This is a genomic window from Anaeromicropila herbilytica (genome assembly GCF_016591975.1).
In the GTDB taxonomy this organism is placed as follows: domain Bacteria; phylum Bacillota; class Clostridia; order Lachnospirales; family Lachnospiraceae; genus Anaeromicropila; species Anaeromicropila herbilytica.
On record NZ_AP024169.1, the window covers coordinates 631,888 to 654,280 of the forward strand.

The 22,393-nt window shown below is 34.5% G+C and carries 18 protein-coding genes; 17 read left to right on the top strand and 1 reads right to left on the bottom strand.

Going from position 1 to position 22,393, the window contains the following annotated elements:
* The first annotated feature begins 83 nt into the window (after positions 1 to 83).
* The 6 genes from bsdtb5_RS02655 (at position 84) to bsdtb5_RS02680 (ending at position 8,546) form a co-directional block, all read left to right on the top strand.
* A complete protein-coding gene (locus tag bsdtb5_RS02655) occupies positions 84 to 2,867 on the top strand; it encodes a M14 family metallopeptidase (RefSeq protein WP_271714505.1) in 2,784 nt (927 codons plus the stop codon).
* A 19-nt stretch (positions 2,868 to 2,886) separates the two neighbouring features.
* Positions 2,887 to 4,029: a DUF418 domain-containing protein gene (locus tag bsdtb5_RS02660; RefSeq protein WP_271714506.1), complete on the top strand. Its 1,143-nt coding sequence runs from the start codon at positions 2,887 to 2,889 to the stop codon at positions 4,027 to 4,029.
* A gap of 365 nt (positions 4,030 to 4,394) precedes the next feature.
* Positions 4,395 to 5,708 carry a PA2928 family protein gene (locus bsdtb5_RS02665; RefSeq protein WP_271714507.1) on the top strand — a complete coding sequence of 438 codons (1,314 nt, stop codon included), beginning with the start codon at positions 4,395 to 4,397 and terminating at the stop codon, positions 5,706 to 5,708.
* Between the two features lie 279 nt (positions 5,709 to 5,987).
* Complete coding sequence (locus tag bsdtb5_RS02670; RefSeq protein WP_271714508.1) at positions 5,988 to 6,149, top strand: hypothetical protein; 162 nt, start codon at positions 5,988 to 5,990, stop codon at positions 6,147 to 6,149.
* Between the two features lie 85 nt (positions 6,150 to 6,234).
* Positions 6,235 to 7,152 (top strand): LysR family transcriptional regulator, encoded by a 918-nt coding sequence (locus bsdtb5_RS02675; RefSeq protein WP_271714509.1) that lies wholly within the window; start codon positions 6,235 to 6,237, stop codon positions 7,150 to 7,152.
* Positions 7,153 to 7,433: 281 nt separating this feature from the next.
* Positions 7,434 to 8,546, top strand: a complete 1,113-nt coding sequence (locus tag bsdtb5_RS02680) for a 5-methyltetrahydropteroyltriglutamate--homocysteine S-methyltransferase (protein WP_271714510.1) — start codon at positions 7,434 to 7,436, stop codon at positions 8,544 to 8,546.
* 207 nt (positions 8,547 to 8,753) lie between these two features.
* Here bsdtb5_RS02680 and bsdtb5_RS02685 read toward each other — a convergent pair whose 3' ends face one another.
* Entirely contained in the window at positions 8,754 to 9,305 is a 552-nt protein-coding gene (locus bsdtb5_RS02685) for an SF0329 family protein (protein WP_271714511.1), read from the bottom strand.
* A 298-nt stretch (positions 9,306 to 9,603) separates the two neighbouring features.
* Here bsdtb5_RS02685 and bsdtb5_RS02690 point away from each other — a divergent pair, with 298 nt between their 5' ends.
* From bsdtb5_RS02690 to bsdtb5_RS02740, 11 genes are all read left to right on the top strand, one after another.
* Positions 9,604 to 10,050 carry a staygreen family protein gene (locus bsdtb5_RS02690; protein WP_271714512.1) on the top strand — a complete coding sequence of 149 codons (447 nt, stop codon included), beginning with the start codon at positions 9,604 to 9,606 and terminating at the stop codon, positions 10,048 to 10,050.
* A 445-nt stretch (positions 10,051 to 10,495) separates the two neighbouring features.
* Entirely contained in the window at positions 10,496 to 11,428 is a 933-nt protein-coding gene (locus tag bsdtb5_RS02695; protein ID WP_271714513.1) for an AraC family transcriptional regulator, read from the top strand.
* 51 nt (positions 11,429 to 11,479) lie between these two features.
* Positions 11,480 to 13,852 carry an excinuclease ABC subunit UvrA gene (locus tag bsdtb5_RS02700; RefSeq protein ID WP_271714514.1) on the top strand — a complete coding sequence of 791 codons (2,373 nt, stop codon included), beginning with the start codon at positions 11,480 to 11,482 and terminating at the stop codon, positions 13,850 to 13,852.
* A gap of 86 nt (positions 13,853 to 13,938) precedes the next feature.
* Positions 13,939 to 14,946, top strand: coding sequence for a serine hydrolase domain-containing protein (locus bsdtb5_RS02705; RefSeq protein WP_271714515.1), 1,008 nt, complete (start codon positions 13,939 to 13,941; stop codon positions 14,944 to 14,946).
* Between the two features lie 47 nt (positions 14,947 to 14,993).
* Entirely contained in the window at positions 14,994 to 15,710 is a 717-nt protein-coding gene (locus tag bsdtb5_RS02710; RefSeq protein WP_271714516.1) for a response regulator transcription factor, read from the top strand.
* Positions 15,711 to 15,861: 151 nt separating this feature from the next.
* Positions 15,862 to 17,205: a sensor histidine kinase gene (locus bsdtb5_RS02715; protein WP_271714517.1), complete on the top strand. Its 1,344-nt coding sequence runs from the start codon at positions 15,862 to 15,864 to the stop codon at positions 17,203 to 17,205.
* 90 nt (positions 17,206 to 17,295) lie between these two features.
* A complete protein-coding gene (locus bsdtb5_RS02720) occupies positions 17,296 to 18,834 on the top strand; it encodes an alpha/beta hydrolase (protein ID WP_271714518.1) in 1,539 nt (512 codons plus the stop codon).
* Positions 18,835 to 19,230: 396 nt separating this feature from the next.
* Positions 19,231 to 20,583, top strand: a complete 1,353-nt coding sequence (locus tag bsdtb5_RS02725; protein ID WP_271714519.1) for an MATE family efflux transporter — start codon at positions 19,231 to 19,233, stop codon at positions 20,581 to 20,583.
* 101 nt (positions 20,584 to 20,684) lie between these two features.
* The gene (locus bsdtb5_RS02730) at positions 20,685 to 21,071 is read left to right on the top strand and encodes a MerR family transcriptional regulator (RefSeq protein WP_271714520.1); all 387 of its coding nucleotides are present in this window, start codon (positions 20,685 to 20,687) and stop codon (positions 21,069 to 21,071) included.
* Between the two features lie 221 nt (positions 21,072 to 21,292).
* Complete coding sequence (locus bsdtb5_RS02735) at positions 21,293 to 21,838, top strand: flavin reductase family protein (protein WP_271714521.1); 546 nt, start codon at positions 21,293 to 21,295, stop codon at positions 21,836 to 21,838.
* 112 nt (positions 21,839 to 21,950) lie between these two features.
* A complete protein-coding gene (locus tag bsdtb5_RS02740; RefSeq protein ID WP_271714522.1) occupies positions 21,951 to 22,364 on the top strand; it encodes a MerR family transcriptional regulator in 414 nt (137 codons plus the stop codon).
* The last annotated feature ends 29 nt before the right edge of the window (positions 22,365 to 22,393 follow it).

The following is a 22,393-nucleotide window of genomic DNA, read 5'->3' on the forward strand; positions in this document are numbered from 1 at the left end:
ATCTGGTTCATATGTTAGTAAAATGTGAGATTGAATGAAACATATAATGAGAAATTAAGTAAAAAAGGGGATGAAATGCCACCATGAACAGGAAATTAAAATTAAAAAATTATGTATTATTGCTGCTATCGCTTGTATTGTTATTAGGAGCCACCACTTTAGGGTTTGTCAGAACAGATGTTGTGAATGCAGCTAAAAAATCTGCATCTCCACAAGTTTTAAAACTTGACCATAGTGTCGCATCTATGACAGAGAAACGTACATTCAACGCTACATTTACACTCCCAAAGGATGTTAGCGTAAAGAGCATAAGCTGGACATATGGTGGAAAACCTTTGTCTCAGTGGAAAAAATATAAAGAACGAAGCTATGACGGTCCTTCCTTTATAACTGTTCATAACATAAAGGTAACCAGTGGCAGAGTTCATGCAAAAATCACATTTGATTTACCATATGATACTTCTAATTTGAATGAACCAAGATTACAACGACCTTTATACAAATCCTTATTGGGTACATATAACCTTGCAGTCAAGTCGAAGGGACGAGTAATTGCGCAGAATTCTATAAAGTTGACACCTTATGATAGCTACTATAGTTACATGGATTTAAAGACAGAAATTGATTCAATCACAGCACAGGCAGCTAAGAAAAATCACAGATATATTAAGACTACCTCGATAGGAAAATCTGTTGAAGGACGTGATATTTACTTAACTATTCTTGCCAAGGATAAAGCAACTATTGATAAGTATCAGAAGGTGATACATCCAGCTATGTTGAACAATCCTAAGAAGTTGCAAGAGAAAATTAATTCAGGAATCCTTAGCGATTATCAGGTACCAATTTGGTTGAATAATATTCATCCAAACGAAACCCCAGGAGTCAGTGCAATTCTTAACTATTTTAAAGCTATGGCCTTAGATAATAAGGTTACATATAATACAATAAAGTCAAAAATGAAGTCTAATAAGACAACTTTGAAAATAGATGATGCACTGAAACATGTATTTTTCATTTTCGTTTATACGGATAACCCAGATGGACTAGAACATGGAACAAGATATAATGCTAAGGATTATGATTTGAATCGTGATAATACATATCAGACGCAGCCAGAAACTCAAGCTGTAACGGAACAAATCGCAAAATGGTCACCCATTTCATTTTTGGATATGCATGGATTCGATGGGAATTTCCTGATTGAACCATGTACTCCGCCACATGATCCCAATGTAGAAATCGATCTATTGATGAATCATATGGTAGAACAAGCTAAAGCGATGGGAGAGGCAGGAATTGCAAATACGAAATACAAAAGATACTATATTCCTTACGAAGAACATCAAAAATTTATAAGTGATCCAAAATATGTAACAAAGGGTACAGAGTCAAATTGGGATGATTTATCGGCAGCATATACTGCATCACTAGCCATGCATCACGGTGCCATGGGACATACAATAGAGATTCCAGAGATGAATGAAGAATCGACAAAAGCTTTATTTTATAGTACAGCTGGTGCTACAAATTATGTTATACAGAAGAAAAAGGATTTGTTTTTAAATCAATTAAAAATCTATGAACGAGGAGTGAATAATATCGATGATCATTCTGTTGACCGTTATTTGCTTAATGCAAAAAACGAAGAGATAGGACGTCCACGTATATGCAATCAAAACTTTTACCCAGAATATTACATTCTTCCAATTAATAGTAGCGTTCAAAAAAACCCTTTGGAAGTCTATCGGATGGTTAAGTATCTGTTACGTAATGGAGTTAAGGTAGAACGTTCAACAAAAGATGTAACCGTTGCTGGTATTACTTATCCTGCAGATTCCTTTGTAATCAATATGCACCAAGCTGAGCGTGGATTTGCGAACTTAGTATTGTATGATGGGATAGATGTATCCGACTATAAGTGGGTATCGGGAGAGTTTATTCAGAATTTTCATGATTTGCGGGGATTTGATCGTTATATTGTAAGAGAGGCAAAGGCATTTACGGATAAAACTTCATCAGTCACATCCATATCGATTCCAGAGACTAAAATACCTACTAGTAGTGAATTTGTTTTGATTAAAAATAGTAATAATGACGCAATCAAAGCTGTGAATAGCTTGATTGCAGCTGATAAGACTGTTACGATGCTCACTCAAGGTGGACCAGATTACGAGGCAGGTGATTTCGTGGTATCTTATAAAGATTTAAAGCCAGTGGCTTCCAAATATTATTTAGATGTTAAAACATTTTCTAACACTAAGCCAGATGGAAAGACCCTTAATAGATCTATAGTTGGGGCACTTGGTCAAACAGCTGATGTATTGAAAGAATTGGGCTTTAAAGTAACAGATAATCAATCAGTTGCAGATGTGCTAGTTAATACTTTTGACTCTGACAAGTATGTAAATGAAGGTAAACCTTACATTGCTTTTGGAAACATGGGTATGATGAATATTAAAAATCTGATACCTGAATTCGAATTTAAGGGACCTGAATGGGAAAGATACGAAGGTGTTTTCTTGACAAATGTAAAACAAGATAATGTAATTACTGCACCTTATAATGAACAGGAGTACTTTTACACAATCACAGGTTCTTATATCACGAGTGTACCCAAAACAGCAGAAATACTTGCTCTTATTAGTGATAAGAGTGACTTTTTTAAAGCAGGATGGTGGCCTGGACACGATGCTGCCAGAGGAAAAATCTTAGCTTTCAAGTATAAAGGAGAGAAGAAACAATTAACTGTTTTTGCTAATGATTTGCTTAATGATGGTCATACTCAGAATCAGTATCGATTACTAGCAAACTCTATTTTTGATGCTGGAGCCAATAAAAATGTTACCCCAGAATATGAAAGATAAAGGAAGGACACTTTTAGTTATGATGAATAAAGAAATTGAGAATCCAATTATGCAAGAAAAGCAAAGTTCAAAACGACTCATTGCTCTTGATGCTGCGAGAGGGTTGGCAGTAATTGGAATGTTTATACAGCATTTTGCTCTAAACCAAAGAAATAGCTTTGTGTCTGGAAATACGATGATTTTATTCATCCTATGCTCTGGGATATCCTATTCTATTATGTCAAAACGAATGAGAGAAAATGAAGTAGAGCCAACCGTGTTCCGAGCACGAATATTGGCAAGAACAGTATTTATTGATTTGGTTGGATATATTCTTATCCTGTTAAATGGTCCATTTGGAGTGGTTTTGCCAGCCTACGCAATGTTATTTATATTTGCTTTATTACTAATTCGTTGTTCAACACGCGCTTTGATTCGAATATCATGCATTTTATTTATTGTGAGTCCACCAATTATGATTTTAGGATTAAGCCTGTTTCATGATGTAGCTTTATTAAGTGATATTGCTGGTGGTCCCTTATCTGGACTTGCTTGGGCTCCTGTTTTTGTAGCTGGTATGGCAATTGGGCGTCTTGATCTTCATAATACACGTATTGCATTACGCTTGATCACAATTGGTATTACAATACTGATTCCCTTTAAGTTAATTGCAACCTTTGTACTTCCAGGGGTACTTAAATCTTTTGTGACATGGTATACACATTTTCCAGGCATTACGAATGCTAAGGTAGATCCTTATGCAATCTGGCCTATGAACACGCAACCACCGCAATGGCAAATGTTATTTGTGGATATGCCACAAGGTGGGTCTACCTTTGAATTGCTAATAGGAACTGGAGGATCTCTAATTATACTTGGATTGCTGTGCTTGATATCTAAGAAAAATACTGCTATACTTAAACCTTTTAGTGCAGTCGGGCGTGTAGCATTAACGTTGTACGTAGTTCAATTTGTTATTGCATGGGGATTTAATATCGTTGGAATTGATGTTACGAGTATTGACATTGGAGCAATTTTATTTGGTGATATACTTGTTGCGATAGCGGTCCTTATCGCAGGAGGTCTTCTTACGAGACTTCCTATTGGACCCCTCGAATCTTTGATACGACACTTTGAAGGGTTGTTTAGTAGCCCATCTAGAAGAGATGCTAGTAAAATATAGGTTCTGATGGTAGATTTCTTAATAGCTCATGGTGTTATAAGTTACTGATATTGTAAATTACAAGCTGAGACATAGTTATATTGACTCAGCTTGTTTTTTTGATTATAAAAAACAACGTTATGTTAATTCTTTGATTCTTTGGAGTGCATTAGTAGGAATTGAGTCCTATGGACGAAATATAAATAGTATGATAAACTTCAAAACAATGTGGAATATAGTAATTGATGGAATTAATTACTTAAGAATAATAAAGAATAAATTAATTCTATAGAGATATAAGGAAAGAGGATGCTTTAAGAATGATTTCTTTAAAAGCATCTTTTGTTTTTCATATATAATTTTGAAGGGAAATAGTGGAGGAAATTATGCTAGATATTGTTACATGTTGGTTTTATGATGAGGATTTGATTCATAATGTAGTATTAACAATTTTGTATGGTTGGATTCTATTCCAATTCGGTTTATTAACTTATAAGATGATCAATAGTACAATTCAGACAAAGATAAGTTGCTATTTTCGTAGATTGTTCTTAATGATAGTGATCTATTTCATTCTTGGAGAATTTATTTTTTTGTTGCTTCGAAAAAAGTTTTTTAATAATTGGGTTTCTAGTGGTTGGTTTATGCAAGACATCGTCTTATATATTATATATACCGTTATGATTGTTAGCTGTTTTCTATTCCTGGTAAAACGCGTAAAGAAAATTATTAGGAAAGAGAAGAAAATAATAGAATCGATTTGGGGAGTTGTTTTCATCCTTTTTGCCGAATTTCTAGCAGGTTCCTTTTTTCTGATAGTATTTAACGGTGCACTTAGTAATGTATCAATTGAATTAGAATCCCCAACGATAACAGTAGAAGAAGGTAATCACACGTTAGCTATCAATAAAATGAGAATGGTCCTTCCGAATGGAGTTGAACATGGAGTTACAACTAATGTTGTGAAATTTACGCTAGTAGCGGTTGACTTAGAGAATGGGACCAAGTGCTGGACTCGCCTTTCCGGATGGCAGGAATATATCATAGGAGAGAGCACCAAGGGAATTCTAACTATTAACAATAAAAAAGAAAAGCTCTACTTTATCAACCCGAGGACAGGGAAAGTAGTCCTTACAGAGAAAGAATGGGTAGAAAAAATTCCAGAGTTAAAAGATAATTTAAGTTATAATGAATCTGATTATTACTTAGTGTCAGAAAATGAATTATACTTATATGCACTAGACGGTAAATATTACAGGGTTGATTTGACTAACAACACTTTGATAGAAAGCCCTGATTATAAGGAGATTTTATCGGAAAAATTCGAATCATTAGCTAATATCAACAGATTATCCGAGGAGGATATGCAATGGGTGACAGAGGCTTGTACCAGCTATTATTCGAATCTATTGGATCTTAGCATCTTATGGGCAGAAGATAGGAATTCAGCATTAATCGCATATCATCAAAAGAGAAATGATAAAAATCTAAGGATTTCTATGGTTTCATTAAAAGAGAATTCAATCAAATGGGCAAAGTCAATTGCATATAATCACGCTGGTATAATGAACAACCCTATTTCTGTATCTGAGAAAAATGATTCGTTCTACATAATTTCTAATGGAAACTTATATAAGTTAAGTAAAGATAGTGGAAATATCGATTATATATATCAGTACCGATGGAACAAAGTAAAATAAATGAAAAGTGTATATGATTAAAATTCCATATACTATTAGAAAACATTGAAACTGTAATTAATTAACCTATTATAGCTTGTTATTATATTTTTCGTATAAATATGGCTTCTTGATTATATATTTGCCAGAAAATAGTATATGCTGTTTGACGAACTATATTACAAAACAGTTGACTATTATGGTAAAATATATTGACAAGGAAATGTAAACATAAGTAGAGAACGTCTTGTTATTAAAAATATGAATAAAGTGGAATACATTATATGGAGGAATATAATAATGTCAATGAAAGATATGGAAAGAATGAAAAAATTAATAGAAGAGAAAAAAGCAAAAGGCGGTTATCTTCAACCTGAAAAAAAGCTTGGTTCAGGTAAAGTGGAAAAGAGAAATAAGAATATCGGAATTGATTCAGAGAGAACCAAAAAAATATCACAATAGATATCTTGAAGATAAGGGGGTGTAAATGGAGTAAAATATTCCATTGCGCCCCTTTTTGTGTATGAGCAGAGTAGGAGATGAGAAAATGACATTACAGCAATTAAAATATGTAGTAACTGTTGCAGCAAAGGGGACAATCAGTGATGCAGCTAAAGAACTGTTTGTATCTCAGCCAACCCTGACGAATGCAATTAAGGACTTGGAAAATGAGATGCAGATTACAATATTTAATAGAACGAATAAAGGTATTGTAGTATCTAACATAGGGGATGAATTCCTTTCATATGCAAGACAAGTTCTAGAACAGGCCAATCTTCTAGAACATAAATTCTTAAATGTAGGGAGTCAAAGACCAATATTCTCAGTTTCTACTCAGCATTATTCCTTTGCAGTAAATGCATTTGTAGATGTAATAAGAGAATTTGCAGGGAATGAGTATGATTTTACACTTCGAGAAACACAAACTTATGAAATTATTGAAGATGTAAGCAGGCTAAAGAGCGAACTTGGGATTCTATATACTTCTTCAAAAAATGAAGAAGTAATCAGCAAATTGATAAAGCAGAATGGTTTAGTTTTTGAAGAATTATTTATTGCAAAGCCCCATGTATTTATTAGTTCGAAGCACCCCTTGGCAGAACTAGAAGCAATTAGTTTGGAAGAATTAGAGGAGTATCCTTATCTATCATTTGAACAGGGAGATAACAATGCGTTTTATTTTTCAGAGGAAATCTTAAGTACGCTTGATCGTAATAAAAATATAAAAGTCAGAGACCGTGCAACTCTATTCAATCTAGCAATAGGACTGAATGGATATACCGTTAGTACGGGAGTCATAAGTAAAGAATTAAATGGAGAGAATATTATTGCTAGGCCATTGCTTGTGGAAGAACATATGAGAGTGGGGACGATAAAACAAGCTAATATGGCATTAAGCAGATATGGAAAATCATATAAAGACGCTTTAAAAAAGCATGTTTCTGAATTAACTCATTCGGAATAAACATAACATAAGAATTGACAGATAGAATGAAAAATGTGAGTTGATATAGCTAATAACTATATCAAACTCACATTTTTTTATATTATTCAAATTTAACAAATTAGTTTATAATACATTTCAATCAACGAATTAATCTGACTAGCTAGGAAAATTAATTATTGAAGTTACATAATTGGTTAGTGTGCCAAAAGTTATTTTAAGTTTATGAAGGTATATTGAAAATGAATTTGACACCCTAACCATAATTTCTAAAAAATAAAAAGAAGACAGGAGATAATATTATGAGTAAAAATGCACCTTTTCGATATGACATTGTAGGAAGTTTTTTAAGACCTGAGTATTTAAAACAAGCACGAAATAGTTATACTGATGGAATAATAAGCAAAGAAGAATTAAAAGAAATCGAAGATAAAGCAATTATAGATTTGATTCAAAAACAAAAAAAGGCAGGACTTTCTGTCATTACAGATGGAGAATTCAGAAGAGGTTCATGGCATCTTGACTTTATGTGGGCATTTTCAGGAGTCGGGCATAATAAGACTAAGATAGGAATCCCATTTCATGGGGAACCAGCTTTAATTGATGATACTTATTTAACAGGGAAAGTATCAGTAGATTCACATCCATTTGTAGAACATTTTAAGTTTGTAAAACAGTTTGAAGAAAAGGATATCGTTGCTCGTCAGACAATACCAGCACCTGCTCAGTTTTTATTTCAGATGATTACACCAGATAATATAGAACGAACTAGAGAAATATATTCGGTAGAGGAAGAATTAATACAGGATATTGTGAAGGGATACAAAAAGGTAATTCAAAATTTATATGAGGCTGGTTGTAGGAATATACAGTTTGACGATTGTACATGGGGAGTATGTGTTGATCCGAATGCTTGTCTAATCCTTGGTACAGATGAAAAGGGCTTGCAAAAACACATAGAGAGATTAATATTAATAAACAATCTGGTGATAGAAGGAAAACCAGAGGATCTTGTGATTAATACACATATTTGTAGAGGTAATTTTCATTCTACTTGGGCTTGTGAAGGAGGTTATGGGGTTGTCGCAAAAGAGCTTTTTGCAAAAGAAAAGGTGGATGCTTTTTATCTAGAATTTGATGATGAGCGTTCCGGAGGATTTGAACCACTTCAGTATGTAAGTAAGGACAAAAAGGTGGTATTGGGACTGATTACAACAAAGTCTCCAAAATTAGAAGATAAAGAGTATATCATTAGCAGAATTAAAGAGGCTACAAAGTATGTTCCACTCGATCGATTATACTTAAGCCCACAATGTGGATTTGCATCAACAGAAGAGGGAAATAAACTTACAGAAGAAGAACAGTGGGAAAAATTAAGACTTGTTCGAGAGATAGCCAAGGAAGTATGGAATTGATATGTTTGTAGGAAAGTGGAAGTCTATGTCGATAATCTTGCGATAAAACAATGAGGATTTAGACAAAAAGCTGGCTCTTTGTAAGACGTGTCCTAAATTACATAATTGGATATTTAAAGATGGGGATATTGTATATATTGGATATGCGATATCCCCATCTTTTTGCCTCTGAATATAAAAAAGATGTACAGAAAACATCAATTCTTTCTAATTACCACAACGTAGTTCATAAAAATACTGTACAATAGGATGCTTTAGTTTCATCATTTCTCTCATGTCTTGAAGCCTTTTTTTTCCAACTCTTCGGTCCACCAAGGCGAAGATATTGATTAGTATATCTTTACTTTCAAGACTTTCTTCTATGGGGGTTGATAAAAAAGCATTCGCTGCACCATAAAAATCGGATTTACATAGCACTGCTTGTGCTTCCATCATGTCCTTTGAATAATCGGATATCTTACGTTTTTTTGCTATTACTAACAAACGTTCCTCAGGCACTTTTCCGCATGTTTCCTTCTTGACTCCATCGATGTCTTCTGCACTGATAGAGATTTGAAGGTGTGGGTCATTCTTTATCTCTTGTTCTGTCTGAAACCATCGAATCAGAGTATTCTCATTATTAAAGTTAAGTATTTCTTTTTTATCAACAGTAATATAACATCTTCCTATTTTATCTGGCAGATAACGATAACCTGTAGCACGGTAATCTACCCTTTCAACAAGTGATTGACAAAGGAAGCCCTCCAATTGTTGTTTCATCTTACTCCATTTCATAATGTTGTTGTATCATAATCTATCTGATTAGAATACTTCTCCTTCATTCAATTTCTTCCTTTCGTCCTCTTTAGCTGCTAGTTCATTGAAGATAGATAAAGAGTTCCATATTAAGTTCTTAAAATGTATTATTTCATCAATCTATTCTGTTTATAAGATATATCTAACTAACATATCATAAATAAGAGTATCTAGCAATAATCACATTTTTTAAAGTTGTGAATGGCATAATAAAAATAATGTGAATAGAATATAAGTAATTAGATTGAAGGAAGTTTGGAAAGTGAAAGAACTTAATCCTCAAAAAGTATTTGCGCAATATCGAGATATAATGAAACCATATGAGCCTGTTATGGGCAGGAAATATACTATTACACATTCGGATATAACGGCGGAGCTATTTGTGTTTGTGGCTGGAAATTATGCAGAAGATCAAATTACAAGAATGCGTGACGAGGTAAGGGTTGCTTGGGAGCAAAATAAAAAAGGGATTGCCTTAATTGGTTCGGTTATTGTGGATGGTAAAGGTGTAAAAGGAAATGCTTATATTAGAAATAGTATTTTCTATAACGAAATGCCGACAGCACTTCAAGCCTTACGCCAAGCTGATCGATTTTTGTTTGTTAATAATCCCAATCTTGACAATACACCTGTATTTATTCATTTTATCTCAAGTAATCCTGATTATGACAAAATATATAATTTTGGAGCTATTGGCAGTTATAAGTAAATAGGTTTGAGACACTAAATCTGTCACACGTAATATACTTTAATTAGCGTCAGGGATATACTATAATTATCATTACCGTAAATTGTTAAAATATATAGAAATAAAATATATATTGTTTTATGATATAGTTATTGTCAAATCTTCTTTGTTAGTAAATTAACTCAAGTAGTATATATAGAGAGAAAGAAATAATGAAATCATAATTATGAAATTCAAGGGATAGATAAGAAATCAGGGGCAATCGAAAGATTGCTCCTTTTTGATAGGTAGCAAGTGTGAGAAATATCAAACATATTTGTTATATAAAAGGTGGATCTAGTTGAAATAGAAAATATTTCACACGTTGAATTTAGGCCTGCGAGCAAGTCGCAGGCATGTAGGCTAGTGTGAAACGAAACATTGTATATTTTAAAATTGAAATTAACAAAAAATAGGAGGAATCCATATGTCAGATCAAAAGTGTCAGGAAGAGTACATACGAAGAATTCACAAAGTGCAAGATTACATCGAGCAACATTTAGGACGTTCCATGTCCATAGAAGAACTTTCGAATGCTGCAGGATTTTCCAAATATCATTTTAGTCGGATATTCCAGGGAATGATACATGAATCTTTAGGCCATTATGTAACCCGGATTCGTATGGAGAATGCATTGTTTCTATTGGCACATCGGCCAGATAAGAATATGACGGACATTGCCTATGAACTAGGGCTTTCTGATTCAGCTGTATTTACAAGGGCGTTTAAGAATTATTATGGGATTAGCCCAAGAGAGTACCGAAAAGAATATAGCAAGAATTGCAAAGAACCTTTTTTATTGTCTGAGTACAATAAGAACACAGCAAAGAAAGAATGGGAAGGAAATCCGTGTCCTGTAACCGTACAGATTACCATAGAGCATCTGGAGGAGAAACAGATTGCTTACGTAAGACATACAGGTACTTACGAGACATTAGCGAAGGAGTATGAGAATCTGATTCAGACATTGTTTGTTCATGCTAGTAATCAACACCTACTGGTGGATGGTCAGAACTGGGTTCTTGCTATGTATCATGACAATCCTGAGTTTGGAGAGGAGAGTCAGTTTCGTACCAGTCTGTGTCTAACGGTGCCAGAGGATATTCCAATACAGGAAGACGGAATCCTTGGAAGGATGAAGTTAGAAGGCGGTTTGTATGCAGTTGGACATTTTCAGATTGAGAGGGAACAGTACGCTGATGCGTGGAATTACATGTATCAGGAGTGGATCTCGGGCAGTGGTTATGTTCCAAGAGGCTACAGTCCATTTGAAGTATATCGCTATGTTCCACATGTCGATGAGGAGAGACAAATTCACGAGGTTGACATCTACGTTCCTATTGAACCCATTCATTTCTAGGGCATCTTTTAAAGATACCTTGTATGCTGAATTCGATTCCGAGGTGAGTAAATGGAAGAAATTAAGATTCAAGGTGCACGAATCCATAATCTAAAAAATATTAGTCTAACAATTCCTAAGAATAAACTAGTGGTCATTACTGGAATCAGTGGTTCAGGTAAATCAAGTCTTGCATTTGATATCTTGTTTGAAGAAGGCAAGAATCAATATCTAAGTTCGATTGGCATTCTGGCTGGACTTGATAGAGAGGACCGTTTCGATACGATGGAAGGAATCGGTCCAACGGTGGCGGTTCGCCAGAATACTATAAGACAGAGTAATCCTCGTTCTACTGTAGGTACAAAGACAACAATTCTTAACCAATTGGCTCTCATCTATGCCAGTGACGGAAAAGTTATGGAAGAGTATTATAAACATCTCTCACCAAGCTTTTTTCTCTATACAACTGCTGATGGCATGTGTCTTAGTTGCCAAGGAAGAGGTTCTTATTATGATATCAATCTAGAGCATCTAATTCCAGATAGAAAAACAACCCTTTCTAAGATCTATGAGAGTCTGCAAGTAACAACTGGTTTCTTACAGCTTCTAAAGAAGAAGTACGGCATGTATTTTGATACCCCATTCTGGGAACTTCCAGATGATATAAGGGGCGAAGTGGTCTATGGAACGTATGATAATGGCAAACAAAGCTACTGTCTGGAGCGGATACTAAGAAATGCCTTTGAAAAAGGTGAGGATGTGGAGGAAGTCTATGAGAAGACCATTTGTCCAGATTGTCATGGTGAACGAATTGGCAAAGAAGCGAGAGGAGTATTCCTTCATGGAAAGCGGATTGGTGAGCTAGGGCAAATGACGCTTACAAGTCTTCTAGATTTCTTAAATGAAATACCAGAGGAAGAACTATCACAATTTAGCAAGAACGTAGTAAAGAAGATGAAGGAGAAATTAAAGCATCTGATCCAGTTTCGTCTAGGACATCTGACTCTTTATAGAGAGATGTCTTCCTTAAGTGGTGGCGAGGTACAGCGTATCTTTCTCCATATTCATCTAGAGTCCAGATTAGATTCCTTGATCTATGTTTTTGATGAACCGATGGCAGGATTACATCCATCCGAGAAGCAAAGTATGATTGAAGCGGTAAAGGAGTTAAGAAATCTTGGAAATACGGTAATTGTAGTAGAGCATGATAAAGAGATGATTCATCATGCAGATTATATTATTGAGATTGGTCCTAGGGCAGGTGTAGAAGGAGGAGAAGTTGTCTACCAAGGCAATTATGAAGAATACAAGAGTGCTGACACTTTGCTTAGCCAATATTTTTATGGAAAACGTTTGATGCCAGAACGGACTGCCACAAGGCATATGTTAGATATATCGGACTGCCTTATCTTGGAACACGCAAATACTCATTATTTAAAAGACTTAACTGTAGCGTTTCCACTTCATGTAATGGTTGGTATTGCTGGATTATCCGGAAGTGGTAAGAGTTCTTTGATAGAGGATACACTATTGAGATGTCTTGCCAGTGCATACAAGAAGAACATTGCATGCAAGAAGGACATTGCAAGCAAAAATAATAAGATAGATGAACTCGAACACAAAAAAGAGTTATCTGGAAAGGGTGATAATACAACCAGTATAAAAGGTGTAGAACGAATTAGTGGCTTTGTAAAGATATCACAAGAACCTATAGGAAGAAGTGCAAGTTCTACTCCTGTTTCTTATATTGGTGTCTGGGATAAAATCAGAGAATTATATGCAAAACAGCCAGAAGCAAAAATAAGAAGTATGAGTGCTGGACATTTTTCATTTCATTCAAAAGGGGCTTGTAAAGACTGTGGAGGTAGTGGTTATGAAAGAATATTTTTGACCTCTGATTTTTCCGTAGATAAGCTCTGTAAGACGTGTCATGGTAAGCGCTTTAATGAACAAAGTCTTTCTGTTCATTATAATGGAAAGACAATAGCTGATGTGTTAGCGATGAGTATTACGAATGCCATTTCATTCTTTGAAGATCAGAATCATATTGTGAAACCACTCAGTATCTTAGAGAAGATGGGAATGGGTTATTTAACTCTTGGCCAGCCATCATCTTCTCTAAGTGGTGGTGAGGCGCAGAGAGTGAAGCTTGCAAAGGAGTTAGGACGGCAGTTAAAGGGCAATATGCTCTATGTGTTAGATGAACCAACGACCGGACTTAGCCTGTATGATACAGCATTGTTACTTCAACTATTAGACCAGTTGGTTGCCAGTGGCAATTCAGTAATTGTTATTGAACACAATGTTGAGGTATTAAAGAGTTGTGATTATATTATTGAACTTGGTCCAGAAGGTGGAGATAAGGGCGGTGAGATTATTGCTATGGGAACTCCAGAGAGCCTTATGACCAATCCGCATTCGGGGACAGGGAGGTATCTCACTTGAAGTGTACACCATGCTAGAAGTACTTACAGTAATAGAACAATAGAACAGTTGAGAGAACACCCCGGATCAAATAATGGAGGAATCATATGGATCAAAGAAAAAAGATAGGGTTAGAAAAGATAATTAACAGTAGCTATAACAACACCACAGGCATTGTTGTACTTAAAGATGGTAAAAGAATATATGAAAACTATTTTAATAAATATACTGCAACTAATGAGATTCATATAGCATCGGTAACAAAAAGTATTATTTCTATATTGATCGGCATCGCTATAGAGAAAGGCTATATCAAAAGCGTAGATCAGAAAGTATTGGATTACTTTCCTGATTACACTGTTAAGACAGGTGAAAAAGCAATACAAAGTGTTACGATTAAAGATATGCTGACTATGACGGCTCCATATAAATATAAGTCTGAGCCATATGAACAATTTTTCACAAGTAATAATTGGATAGATTTTGCACTGAATTTATTAGGGGGGAAAGCAGAGAACGGAAAATTTACGTATTCTGCAATAGTAGGAAGCCATATCCTGTCGGGGATTCTTGTTGAAGCAACAGGACAATCCGTATCTGATTTTGCTACAGACCATTTATTCACGCCATTGGATATTCATATTGGATCTGATGTAGTGTTACATGATAAGGAAGAACATATAGCATTTTTCCAAGATAAAGATGTTAGCGGTTGGGTTGTTGATCCACAAGGGATAAATACAGCAGGCTTTGGTCTTACATTAACACCAATGGATATGGCAAAGATAGGACAACTGTACTTGAATCGTGGAGTATGGGAGGAAACGCAAGTTGTACCAGCATGGTGGATTGATGAGAGTACGAAAGAGCATAGTAGGTGTAGCCAATGGGGGAATCTACCGTATGGTTATCTGTGGTGGATCATTAATGAGAAAGAACATTGCTATGCAGCAATGGGAGATGGGGGAAATGTGATTTACGTTAATGGGAAGAAAGAAATGGTAGTTTCGATAGCATCTCTTTTTGTACCACGCGCTAAGGATAGAATCAAACTGATTAGAGAGTATATTGAACCAATGTTTGAAGATAGTGTTTTTTGGTTGCGTATGGTATAATAAAAAGAATGTAACTGATTCTTATAAAAATGGCTGGAGATAACATAATGACAAATGAAGATACATTAAATCAGGCAAAGATATTATTAGTAGACGATGAACAAGAGATTACTAATCTACTCAGAATAACATTAAACAAAGAAGGCTTCCATCAGGTCGAGGAAGCCTTCTTTGTTGAGCAGGTTTTTGAGAAAATAACGAAAAAGGAATATGATCTTATTATATTGGATGTGATATTACCAGATGGTAATGGACTTGACTTGTGTAAAAAAATACGAGAATGTTCACAGGCTCCGATTCTTTTCTTAACTGCAAAAACCTCTGACCTAGACAAATTAACTGGTTTCGCAATGGGTGCAGATGATTATATAACCAAACCATTTAACCCATTAGAAATTGTAGCAAGAATTAAAGTACATTTAAAGAGACAATTTTCTATGCAGAAGAAAATTGGCAAAGAGTATTTTAGCTTTCAGATGGATCGTTTTGAAGTTTATGAGGAGTCTGGAGAATTATTTGTGAAAGGAGAGCGAATGGACTGTCCAGCGAGAGAGTTACAGCTACTTATATTCTTGTGCCAGCATCCTAACCACTTATTCAGCAGAACTCAACTATATGAGCATATTTGGGGAGAAGAATCCTTTGGTGATGATAATACGGTTATGGTACATATTAGAAGACTTCGCGAGAAGATAGAAAAAGATCCTAGCAATCCAGAAATAATAGTAACTGTACGGGGGTTAGGTTACAAATTAGTCAAGTAGTTTAAACATATTTTTAGTTATCTAGCAGGAGGTGCTTTTTATTCAATACAGTAAAAGTGTAACAATCAAATTTCTAGCAAGTATTTTAGCCTTGATGGTAATGGTGGTTGTTATTTTTATAGGTTTAGCTTTTTTACCGAATAGTGGCTGGATGGAACAATCATTTGGATTCGAACCATCTGAGTTATTAAAATGTATTGCCAATGACACAGTAGTAGAGAATGAAAAAATATTTATATCTCAGGATACATTAAAAAAATTAATGAAAGGTGACAGTTGGATCCAGATTTTGAATGAAGAAGGCCAGGAGCTATACAGCTATCATAAGCCTGAAATAATTCAATCTTCCTATGCCCCTGGTGAATTATTATCATATCGAAAAGCAGAGAATTTATCTGGCTATAAAATTTACACTTGGTTCAAAAAAGTTAGTTCACAGAAGCTCACATGGATATATGGTACATCCTATCATTATGATATCAAGGATGATTACCGGCTATGGATTGGAGTAGCAATATTATGTATTGTTATTTTATTTGGTGTAGCCATATTATTTGGAATACAGTTGGGTAAGCCGGTTCTTTATATATTAGCGTGGATTGAAAATATTTCAAAAGGTATCTACCAGGAACCGATTCGTAATAATAGAACACCAATATTCCGTAATTCTAATAATCAGCTTCGCAGATCTTACAAAACCCATGAAGAGTTAATTCAAGCAATGGAATCTTTAAGTTGTAACCTGAAAGAAAATGACATTAAGAGAGAGAAGCTGGAGCAATCAAGGGAGGAATGGATTGCAGGAGTATCCCACGATATGAGGACTCCACTGTCATCAGTTAAAGGCTATGCCAATCTTCTTGCATCAGAGCAATATACTTATGATCAAAAAGAAGTACGGATGTATGCAGAAATTATAAGTGACAAAGCTGCCTATATGGAAGATTTAATAGAAGATTTAAGTTTAACTTTTGCGCTAAGTAATAATGCTCTTCCGATTAATCTGCAAACTAAAAATCTGGTTGAGATTGTTAGAAGATCAATTATCGATTTGTTGAATAACGGTGTAGCCAATCAAATTAAAATAGACTTTTTAAATAAGCAGGATGATGAGATTTTATATCCTATTGATGAAAAATGGTTTAAACGAATTATAGATAATTTACTTTGGAATGCAATCAGTCATAATGAATGCGGTACAACAATAACTATTGCTGTTAACCACAAGACGGATGAGTGGGTAAGGACTTCTGTTGATATAGAAATATCTGATAACGGAAAAGGAATGGAAAAAGAGCTTTTAGAACATATTTTTGATCGATATTACCGTGGTACGAATACCAGTGAAGAAAAAGTGAAAGGAAGTGGTTTAGGAACTGCTATTGCGAAACAATTAATTGAAGCACATGGAGGAATAATAACCGTTAATAGTGAGCTAGATAAAGGAACTACATTCATGGTTCATCTGCCAGAGAGAAAATTAAGCTTAAGTTAAGGTACTGTTTCGCTTAAATTAAACTAATATGTGTAAGATAGTGTGGTAATTAAAATAAAATAAAATGCCAAAGTGGCAGATAGGAGAAAAATGAGAATATTTGAATTGATATATACCACTATCTTATTATTAGCAATCATTGTTACCTTTTTTATAGGAGAGAAAAGCCAATTATTAATAAAATACAGAAAATTATTAACGATTATACCTGGAAGTGCAATTATAATCGCATTAATATGTATAAGTTTTGAAGGCTTTCGTTTTGTAATGGGACCACTGTATTTACTGAGTATAATCTTATTCATAATAGTTTTAATTAAAAAGCGAAGAAAGACTGTAAGTCGGGCAGATCATTATCAGGAAAACCAGATACAGAACAACGAGAAACCGAAGAAAAAGCATAGATTTATATACACATTCGGAATTATAGTTTTTTGCATAGCTTTTCTAATTTCAATTATTTTATCTTGGTTTTTACCAGTTATTCATCTACCTAAGCCTTCTGGACCAAGTAAAGTAGGAACAATTATAATGGATTTTACCAACCCATCCAGAACAAATATACTGACGAATAAGAAAGAAGCACAAAAAATTGGAGTACAGGTATGGTATCCAGCCTCTGATATAAGTGGGAAGAAACGTGCTCATTGGATGAATAACCATAAAGTTGCAAGTTTATTTTCCAAGATGATAGGGCTTCCAAATATTTTTGATCAGTTTTGTCTTGTAGAAACGAACAGTTATCTTGGTTCCTCTGTTTCAAATGAATCAGCAAAGTATCCGGTTGTTTTATTTTCTGGTGGTGCCGGAATGTTTAATGGACAGAATACGATACAGATGGAAGAACTCGCTAGTCATGGATACATTGTTTTTGCAGTTAGTCATCCAAATGACGATTTTGCAACAATATATTCAGATGGAACAATATTACCATATAGTAAGCAATTAAGTGATGCATTAAGTGATGATACGTCCAAAGCCATTGATAAAGTAAAGAATCAATTTTCAGAAGATGAAGCAACACCTAAAATGCAGAGAGCCATGATTAAAGAAGCAGAATTGTCCAACGCTGATGTTAGAGTATGGGCAGAAGATTTAATATTTATAGCAAACCAGATAGAAAAAATGAATGAGGGATCAATAGAAAGTATTTTTAAAGGCAAAATAGATACAAGTCAAATTGGTGTATTTGGCCATTCTTTTGGAGGGGCCGCAGCTGGACAAGCATGTCTTATAGACAGTCGTTTTAAAGCATTTATCAATATTGATGGATCACCATTCGGAGATGCTGTAGATCACCTCATTAAGCAGCCTTTTATGGTATTAGGGACAGGTTCAGATAGTAGTATCAAATTTAGAGCCAGTGATGGTTACAACCCTAATCAGAAAAACTATATGATTGTAAATGTAGAAGGAACTGAACATATGAACTTCACTGATTTGAATACCGTTATACCAAGAATCGGAAAGACTTTAGGTGCTTTGGGAAACATAGACTCAAATAAACAGACAAAGATTACGAATACATATGTACTTGCTTTTTTTGAACATTATCTAAAAGGAAGCAAGGAACCGTTATTGGAGAGAAAAGATTCGACTTATTCAGAAGTTAGCATAAAACGAAAGTAACTATAAACTTGCGAATATGAGGAGGTCTTAAGAGAACTAGACGAATGACCGTTGAGCATTAAAGTGTTCAACGGTTATTTTTTGCTCATTAATCTAAATTTACTTGAAAAGAAATCTAATTCAGAAAAAAATGATCAATAAATCAACTGGAGTATTTTAGCCAGATATAGTGAAAACAATACTTATAGTATCATCTCAACTCTATTATTTAAAGATATAAATCACTAAATAATTAAATTCTGGTATAAGAATAAAAACATATACCAGAATTTTTATATTTAAAATATTAAAAATTTTCTTGCCTTGGAGTTAACTCAAGATGATATATTAAAAACGGAAATCTACTCTTTACTGTTTTAGACGTAGTATGAGAGTACGAAGGAAGGGAGTATTTCAATGGAAACAAATTTAGAAAAAAAGCGTTTTTTTACAAACCGTGATTTATTTTCGCTATTTTTACCGCTGACGATTGAACAAGGGTTGGAATATACTGTTGGAATGGCAGCATCCATGATGGTAGCTCAGGTTGGTGAGTCAGCTGTTTCTGGGGTTTCATTAGTAGACTTTGTAATGGCACTCATTATAAGTATTTTTGCCGCATTAGCTACTGGAGGTTCAGTTATAGCAGGTCAATATCTTGGCCGAAAAGAGGATGATCGTGCAAGAAAAGCAGCAAATCAGTTGGTAAAGGCATCTTTCGTGCTGTCTCTCATGATCACTGTATTGCTTTATTTATGCAAGCCACTCATTCTACACAATTTGTTTGGGGAGGTCACAAAAGAGGTGGAACATGCGGCAAACCAGTATTTTATGGTGGTAGCAATTTCGGTTCCGTTTCTTGCACTTTATAATGCTGGTGCGGCCATATTTCGAACAATGGGAAATGCAAAACTACCAATGAAAATTATGATTATCATGAATATTTTAAACGTTGCAGGAAATGCACTACTTGTAACAGGATTTCATATGGGCGTTATTGGTGTTGCAATTCCAACTCTAGTTTCTAGAGCTGGAGCAGCTTTGATTATATTAGTCATAGCCCATAAAAAGGATTTGGAACTTAGAATTACAAATTTTGTGACCACGCCATTTGATTTCTCTATGCTAAAACGAATCTTAAATATAGGAGCTCCATTTGGTTTTGAAAATGGCATGTTTTATCTGGGAAGATTAGTGGTATTGAGTATTGTATCAATCTTCGGTACGGCATCTATTGCGGCCAATTCTGTGTCTGGAACTATTGTTATGTTTGAAGTGCTTCCAGGAATGGCAATGAATCTTGGACTTTCTGTCATAATATCAAGATGTGTTGGTGCAGGTGATTATGAACAAGCGAAATATTACAAAAAGAAAGTAAGACGTATCATGCATATCAGTTTTATAATCAGCTCTGCGATTGTATTGGCATTTATGCCATTGATCTTAAAAGTATATAATTTGTCTGCAGAAGCGAATTCTATGACGTGGACTATAGTAATTGCACATGCAGTCATGATGATATTGATATGGCCATCAGGTTATATGCTTCCAATTGTATTCCGTGGAGCAGGGGATGCAAAATTCCCAATGATAGTCAGCATTGTATCCATGATTCTTTGCAGGATTGCTCTGTCCTATGTGTTTGCACTGGGTTTTCATATGGGTATGCTTGGTACATGGGTAGCTATGTTTGTTGACTGGATTGTGAAATCTATTATTTATGAATGGCATTATAAAAAAGATAGTTGGACAAGATTCCAGGTAATCTGACCTAGCAATTCATGGTGGAAGTGTCGGTAATGCAAAGAAATTAATTGAAAAATGGGTATAGAACTATTAAATATGGTGTTGACTAGGAGGAGTTGTAGACTATGACAATTGCTGAAGTAGGTAAAAAATATGATTTGACAGCAGATACTTTGCGTTACTATGAGCGCATTGGATTAATACCGCCGGTATCCCGTAACAGTAGTGGTAATAGGGATTACACAGAAGAAGATTGCCGTTGGGTTTATTTTATCAAGTGTATGAGGCGTTCTGGTTTGTCAATAGAAGTTCTTATTGAATATGTAAGATTATTTCAACAGGGAAATAATACGATTGATGCTAGAAAAGAATTATTATGTGAACAGAGAAGACAGATTGCTGATAAAATCGAGGAACTGATGAATACCTTAAAGTACCTGGATAACAAAATAGATGGATATGAAGAACGTATGCTCAAATTAGAGGAAAATCTAAAAAGGTATGAGGTATAGAATTAAGAGAGTTTAAAAATAAAAATAACTATTGACCTTGAGTCAAGTTAAGGGTTTATGGTAGATATATAAATCGTAGTAAAAATCAGATGATACAAGAGCGAAAGAAAAACGCGTTCACTCTCAACGTTTGTGATTTCACTCTTGCAAGTAAGTGAAATCACTGCACTGAATTATGATTTATAAAATAAGTAGATACAGATTGTAGGAAAGAGGTAAAAATGAAAAAAGATTTAGGATCAACATTAGGATTATATCCAACACCTGTTATAGTTATTGGTGCAATGGTAAATGGAAAGCCAACATGGACTTTAGTTGCACATACTGGTATTGTGAGTCATGATAGTTTTCTTGTGAGTCTTGCTAAGCCACATTATATCAATCAAGGTGTGAAGGAATCAAAAGTTTTATCAGTTAATGTGATAGATGAAGCTCTTATTAAGAAAGCTGATTACTGTGGTTGTAACTCAGGAAGCAAGGTTGATAAATCAGAAGTTTTTGAGTATGAAGTTGGAGAAACAGGTGCTCCAATGATGAAAGATGCGAAAGTTGTTATGGAATGCACTGTAGCAGATATTTACGAAGTAGGAGTATTTGAAAACTTTGTTCTTAAGATAGCACATACATTTGTAGAGGATACAATTGTAAATGAAAACGGAAAGATTGATTATACGAAATTTAAACCGGTATTATTTGAAATGCCAAATTATAATTATCTAAGAACAGGTGATGTGATTGCAAAATGTATGACACTTGGAAAAGAATAATAACAAAACAAAGTGAAACTAATTGAAAATCAAAATAGAAGAAGTTCTCTATTGACCTTAAGTCCAGTTAAGCATTTATAATGGATCAAGATAGTAAAAGGAGAATGTGATTATGACAATTAAAGATGCTGCAGAAAGAACTGGAATATCGGTTGACAATCTCAGATATTATGAAAGAATTGGTCTAATTCCGGAAATACCTAGAACGGAATCTGGTATTAGAGATTACGATGAATTAGCGTTAAGTTGGATTGACTTTGCAATGCGTTTTAAGCGTGGAGGAATGTCTTTGGAAGCAATTCGAGAATATATTCAATTAGCTTTACAAGGTGAAGATACCAAACCCGCAAGAAAAGAAATCTTAATAGAGGCAAAAGATAGTCTTGAGAAAAAGATGGCTGAAATACAAGAAAGCTTGGATGTAATCAATTATAAATTAGGTACTTATGACCAAAAATGTGAACCTATTACCATGGAAATAGTAAACGCATGGAAGAAGTCAAAGAAGGAAAAACTAATAAAATAGTTGTAAACATAGGAAGTGTACTCAAAAAA

What these genes read in the sequence shown, in the direction of transcription:
- bsdtb5_RS02655 (WP_271714505.1), top strand. Translation starts at nt 84, where the DNA reads ATGAACAGGAAATTAAAATTAAAAAATTATGTATTATTGCTGCTATCG.
- bsdtb5_RS02660 (WP_271714506.1), top strand. Translation starts at nt 2,887, where the DNA reads ATGATGAATAAAGAAATTGAGAATCCAATTATGCAAGAAAAGCAAAGT.
- bsdtb5_RS02665 (WP_271714507.1), top strand. Translation starts at nt 4,395, where the DNA reads ATGCTAGATATTGTTACATGTTGGTTTTATGATGAGGATTTGATTCAT.
- bsdtb5_RS02670 (WP_271714508.1), top strand. Translation starts at nt 5,988, where the DNA reads ATGTCAATGAAAGATATGGAAAGAATGAAAAAATTAATAGAAGAGAAA.
- bsdtb5_RS02675 (WP_271714509.1), top strand. Translation starts at nt 6,235, where the DNA reads ATGACATTACAGCAATTAAAATATGTAGTAACTGTTGCAGCAAAGGGG.
- bsdtb5_RS02680 (WP_271714510.1), top strand. Translation starts at nt 7,434, where the DNA reads ATGAGTAAAAATGCACCTTTTCGATATGACATTGTAGGAAGTTTTTTA.
- bsdtb5_RS02685 (WP_271714511.1), bottom strand. Translation starts at nt 9,305, where the DNA reads ATGAAACAACAATTGGAGGGCTTCCTTTGTCAATCACTTGTTGAAAGG.
- bsdtb5_RS02695 (WP_271714513.1), top strand. Translation starts at nt 10,496, where the DNA reads ATGTCAGATCAAAAGTGTCAGGAAGAGTACATACGAAGAATTCACAAA.
- bsdtb5_RS02700 (WP_271714514.1), top strand. Translation starts at nt 11,480, where the DNA reads ATGGAAGAAATTAAGATTCAAGGTGCACGAATCCATAATCTAAAAAAT.
- bsdtb5_RS02705 (WP_271714515.1), top strand. Translation starts at nt 13,939, where the DNA reads ATGGATCAAAGAAAAAAGATAGGGTTAGAAAAGATAATTAACAGTAGC.
- bsdtb5_RS02710 (WP_271714516.1), top strand. Translation starts at nt 14,994, where the DNA reads ATGACAAATGAAGATACATTAAATCAGGCAAAGATATTATTAGTAGAC.
- bsdtb5_RS02715 (WP_271714517.1), top strand. Translation starts at nt 15,862, where the DNA reads ATGGAACAATCATTTGGATTCGAACCATCTGAGTTATTAAAATGTATT.
- bsdtb5_RS02720 (WP_271714518.1), top strand. Translation starts at nt 17,296, where the DNA reads ATGAGAATATTTGAATTGATATATACCACTATCTTATTATTAGCAATC.
- bsdtb5_RS02725 (WP_271714519.1), top strand. Translation starts at nt 19,231, where the DNA reads ATGGAAACAAATTTAGAAAAAAAGCGTTTTTTTACAAACCGTGATTTA.
- bsdtb5_RS02730 (WP_271714520.1), top strand. Translation starts at nt 20,685, where the DNA reads ATGACAATTGCTGAAGTAGGTAAAAAATATGATTTGACAGCAGATACT.
- bsdtb5_RS02735 (WP_271714521.1), top strand. Translation starts at nt 21,293, where the DNA reads ATGAAAAAAGATTTAGGATCAACATTAGGATTATATCCAACACCTGTT.
- bsdtb5_RS02740 (WP_271714522.1), top strand. Translation starts at nt 21,951, where the DNA reads ATGACAATTAAAGATGCTGCAGAAAGAACTGGAATATCGGTTGACAAT.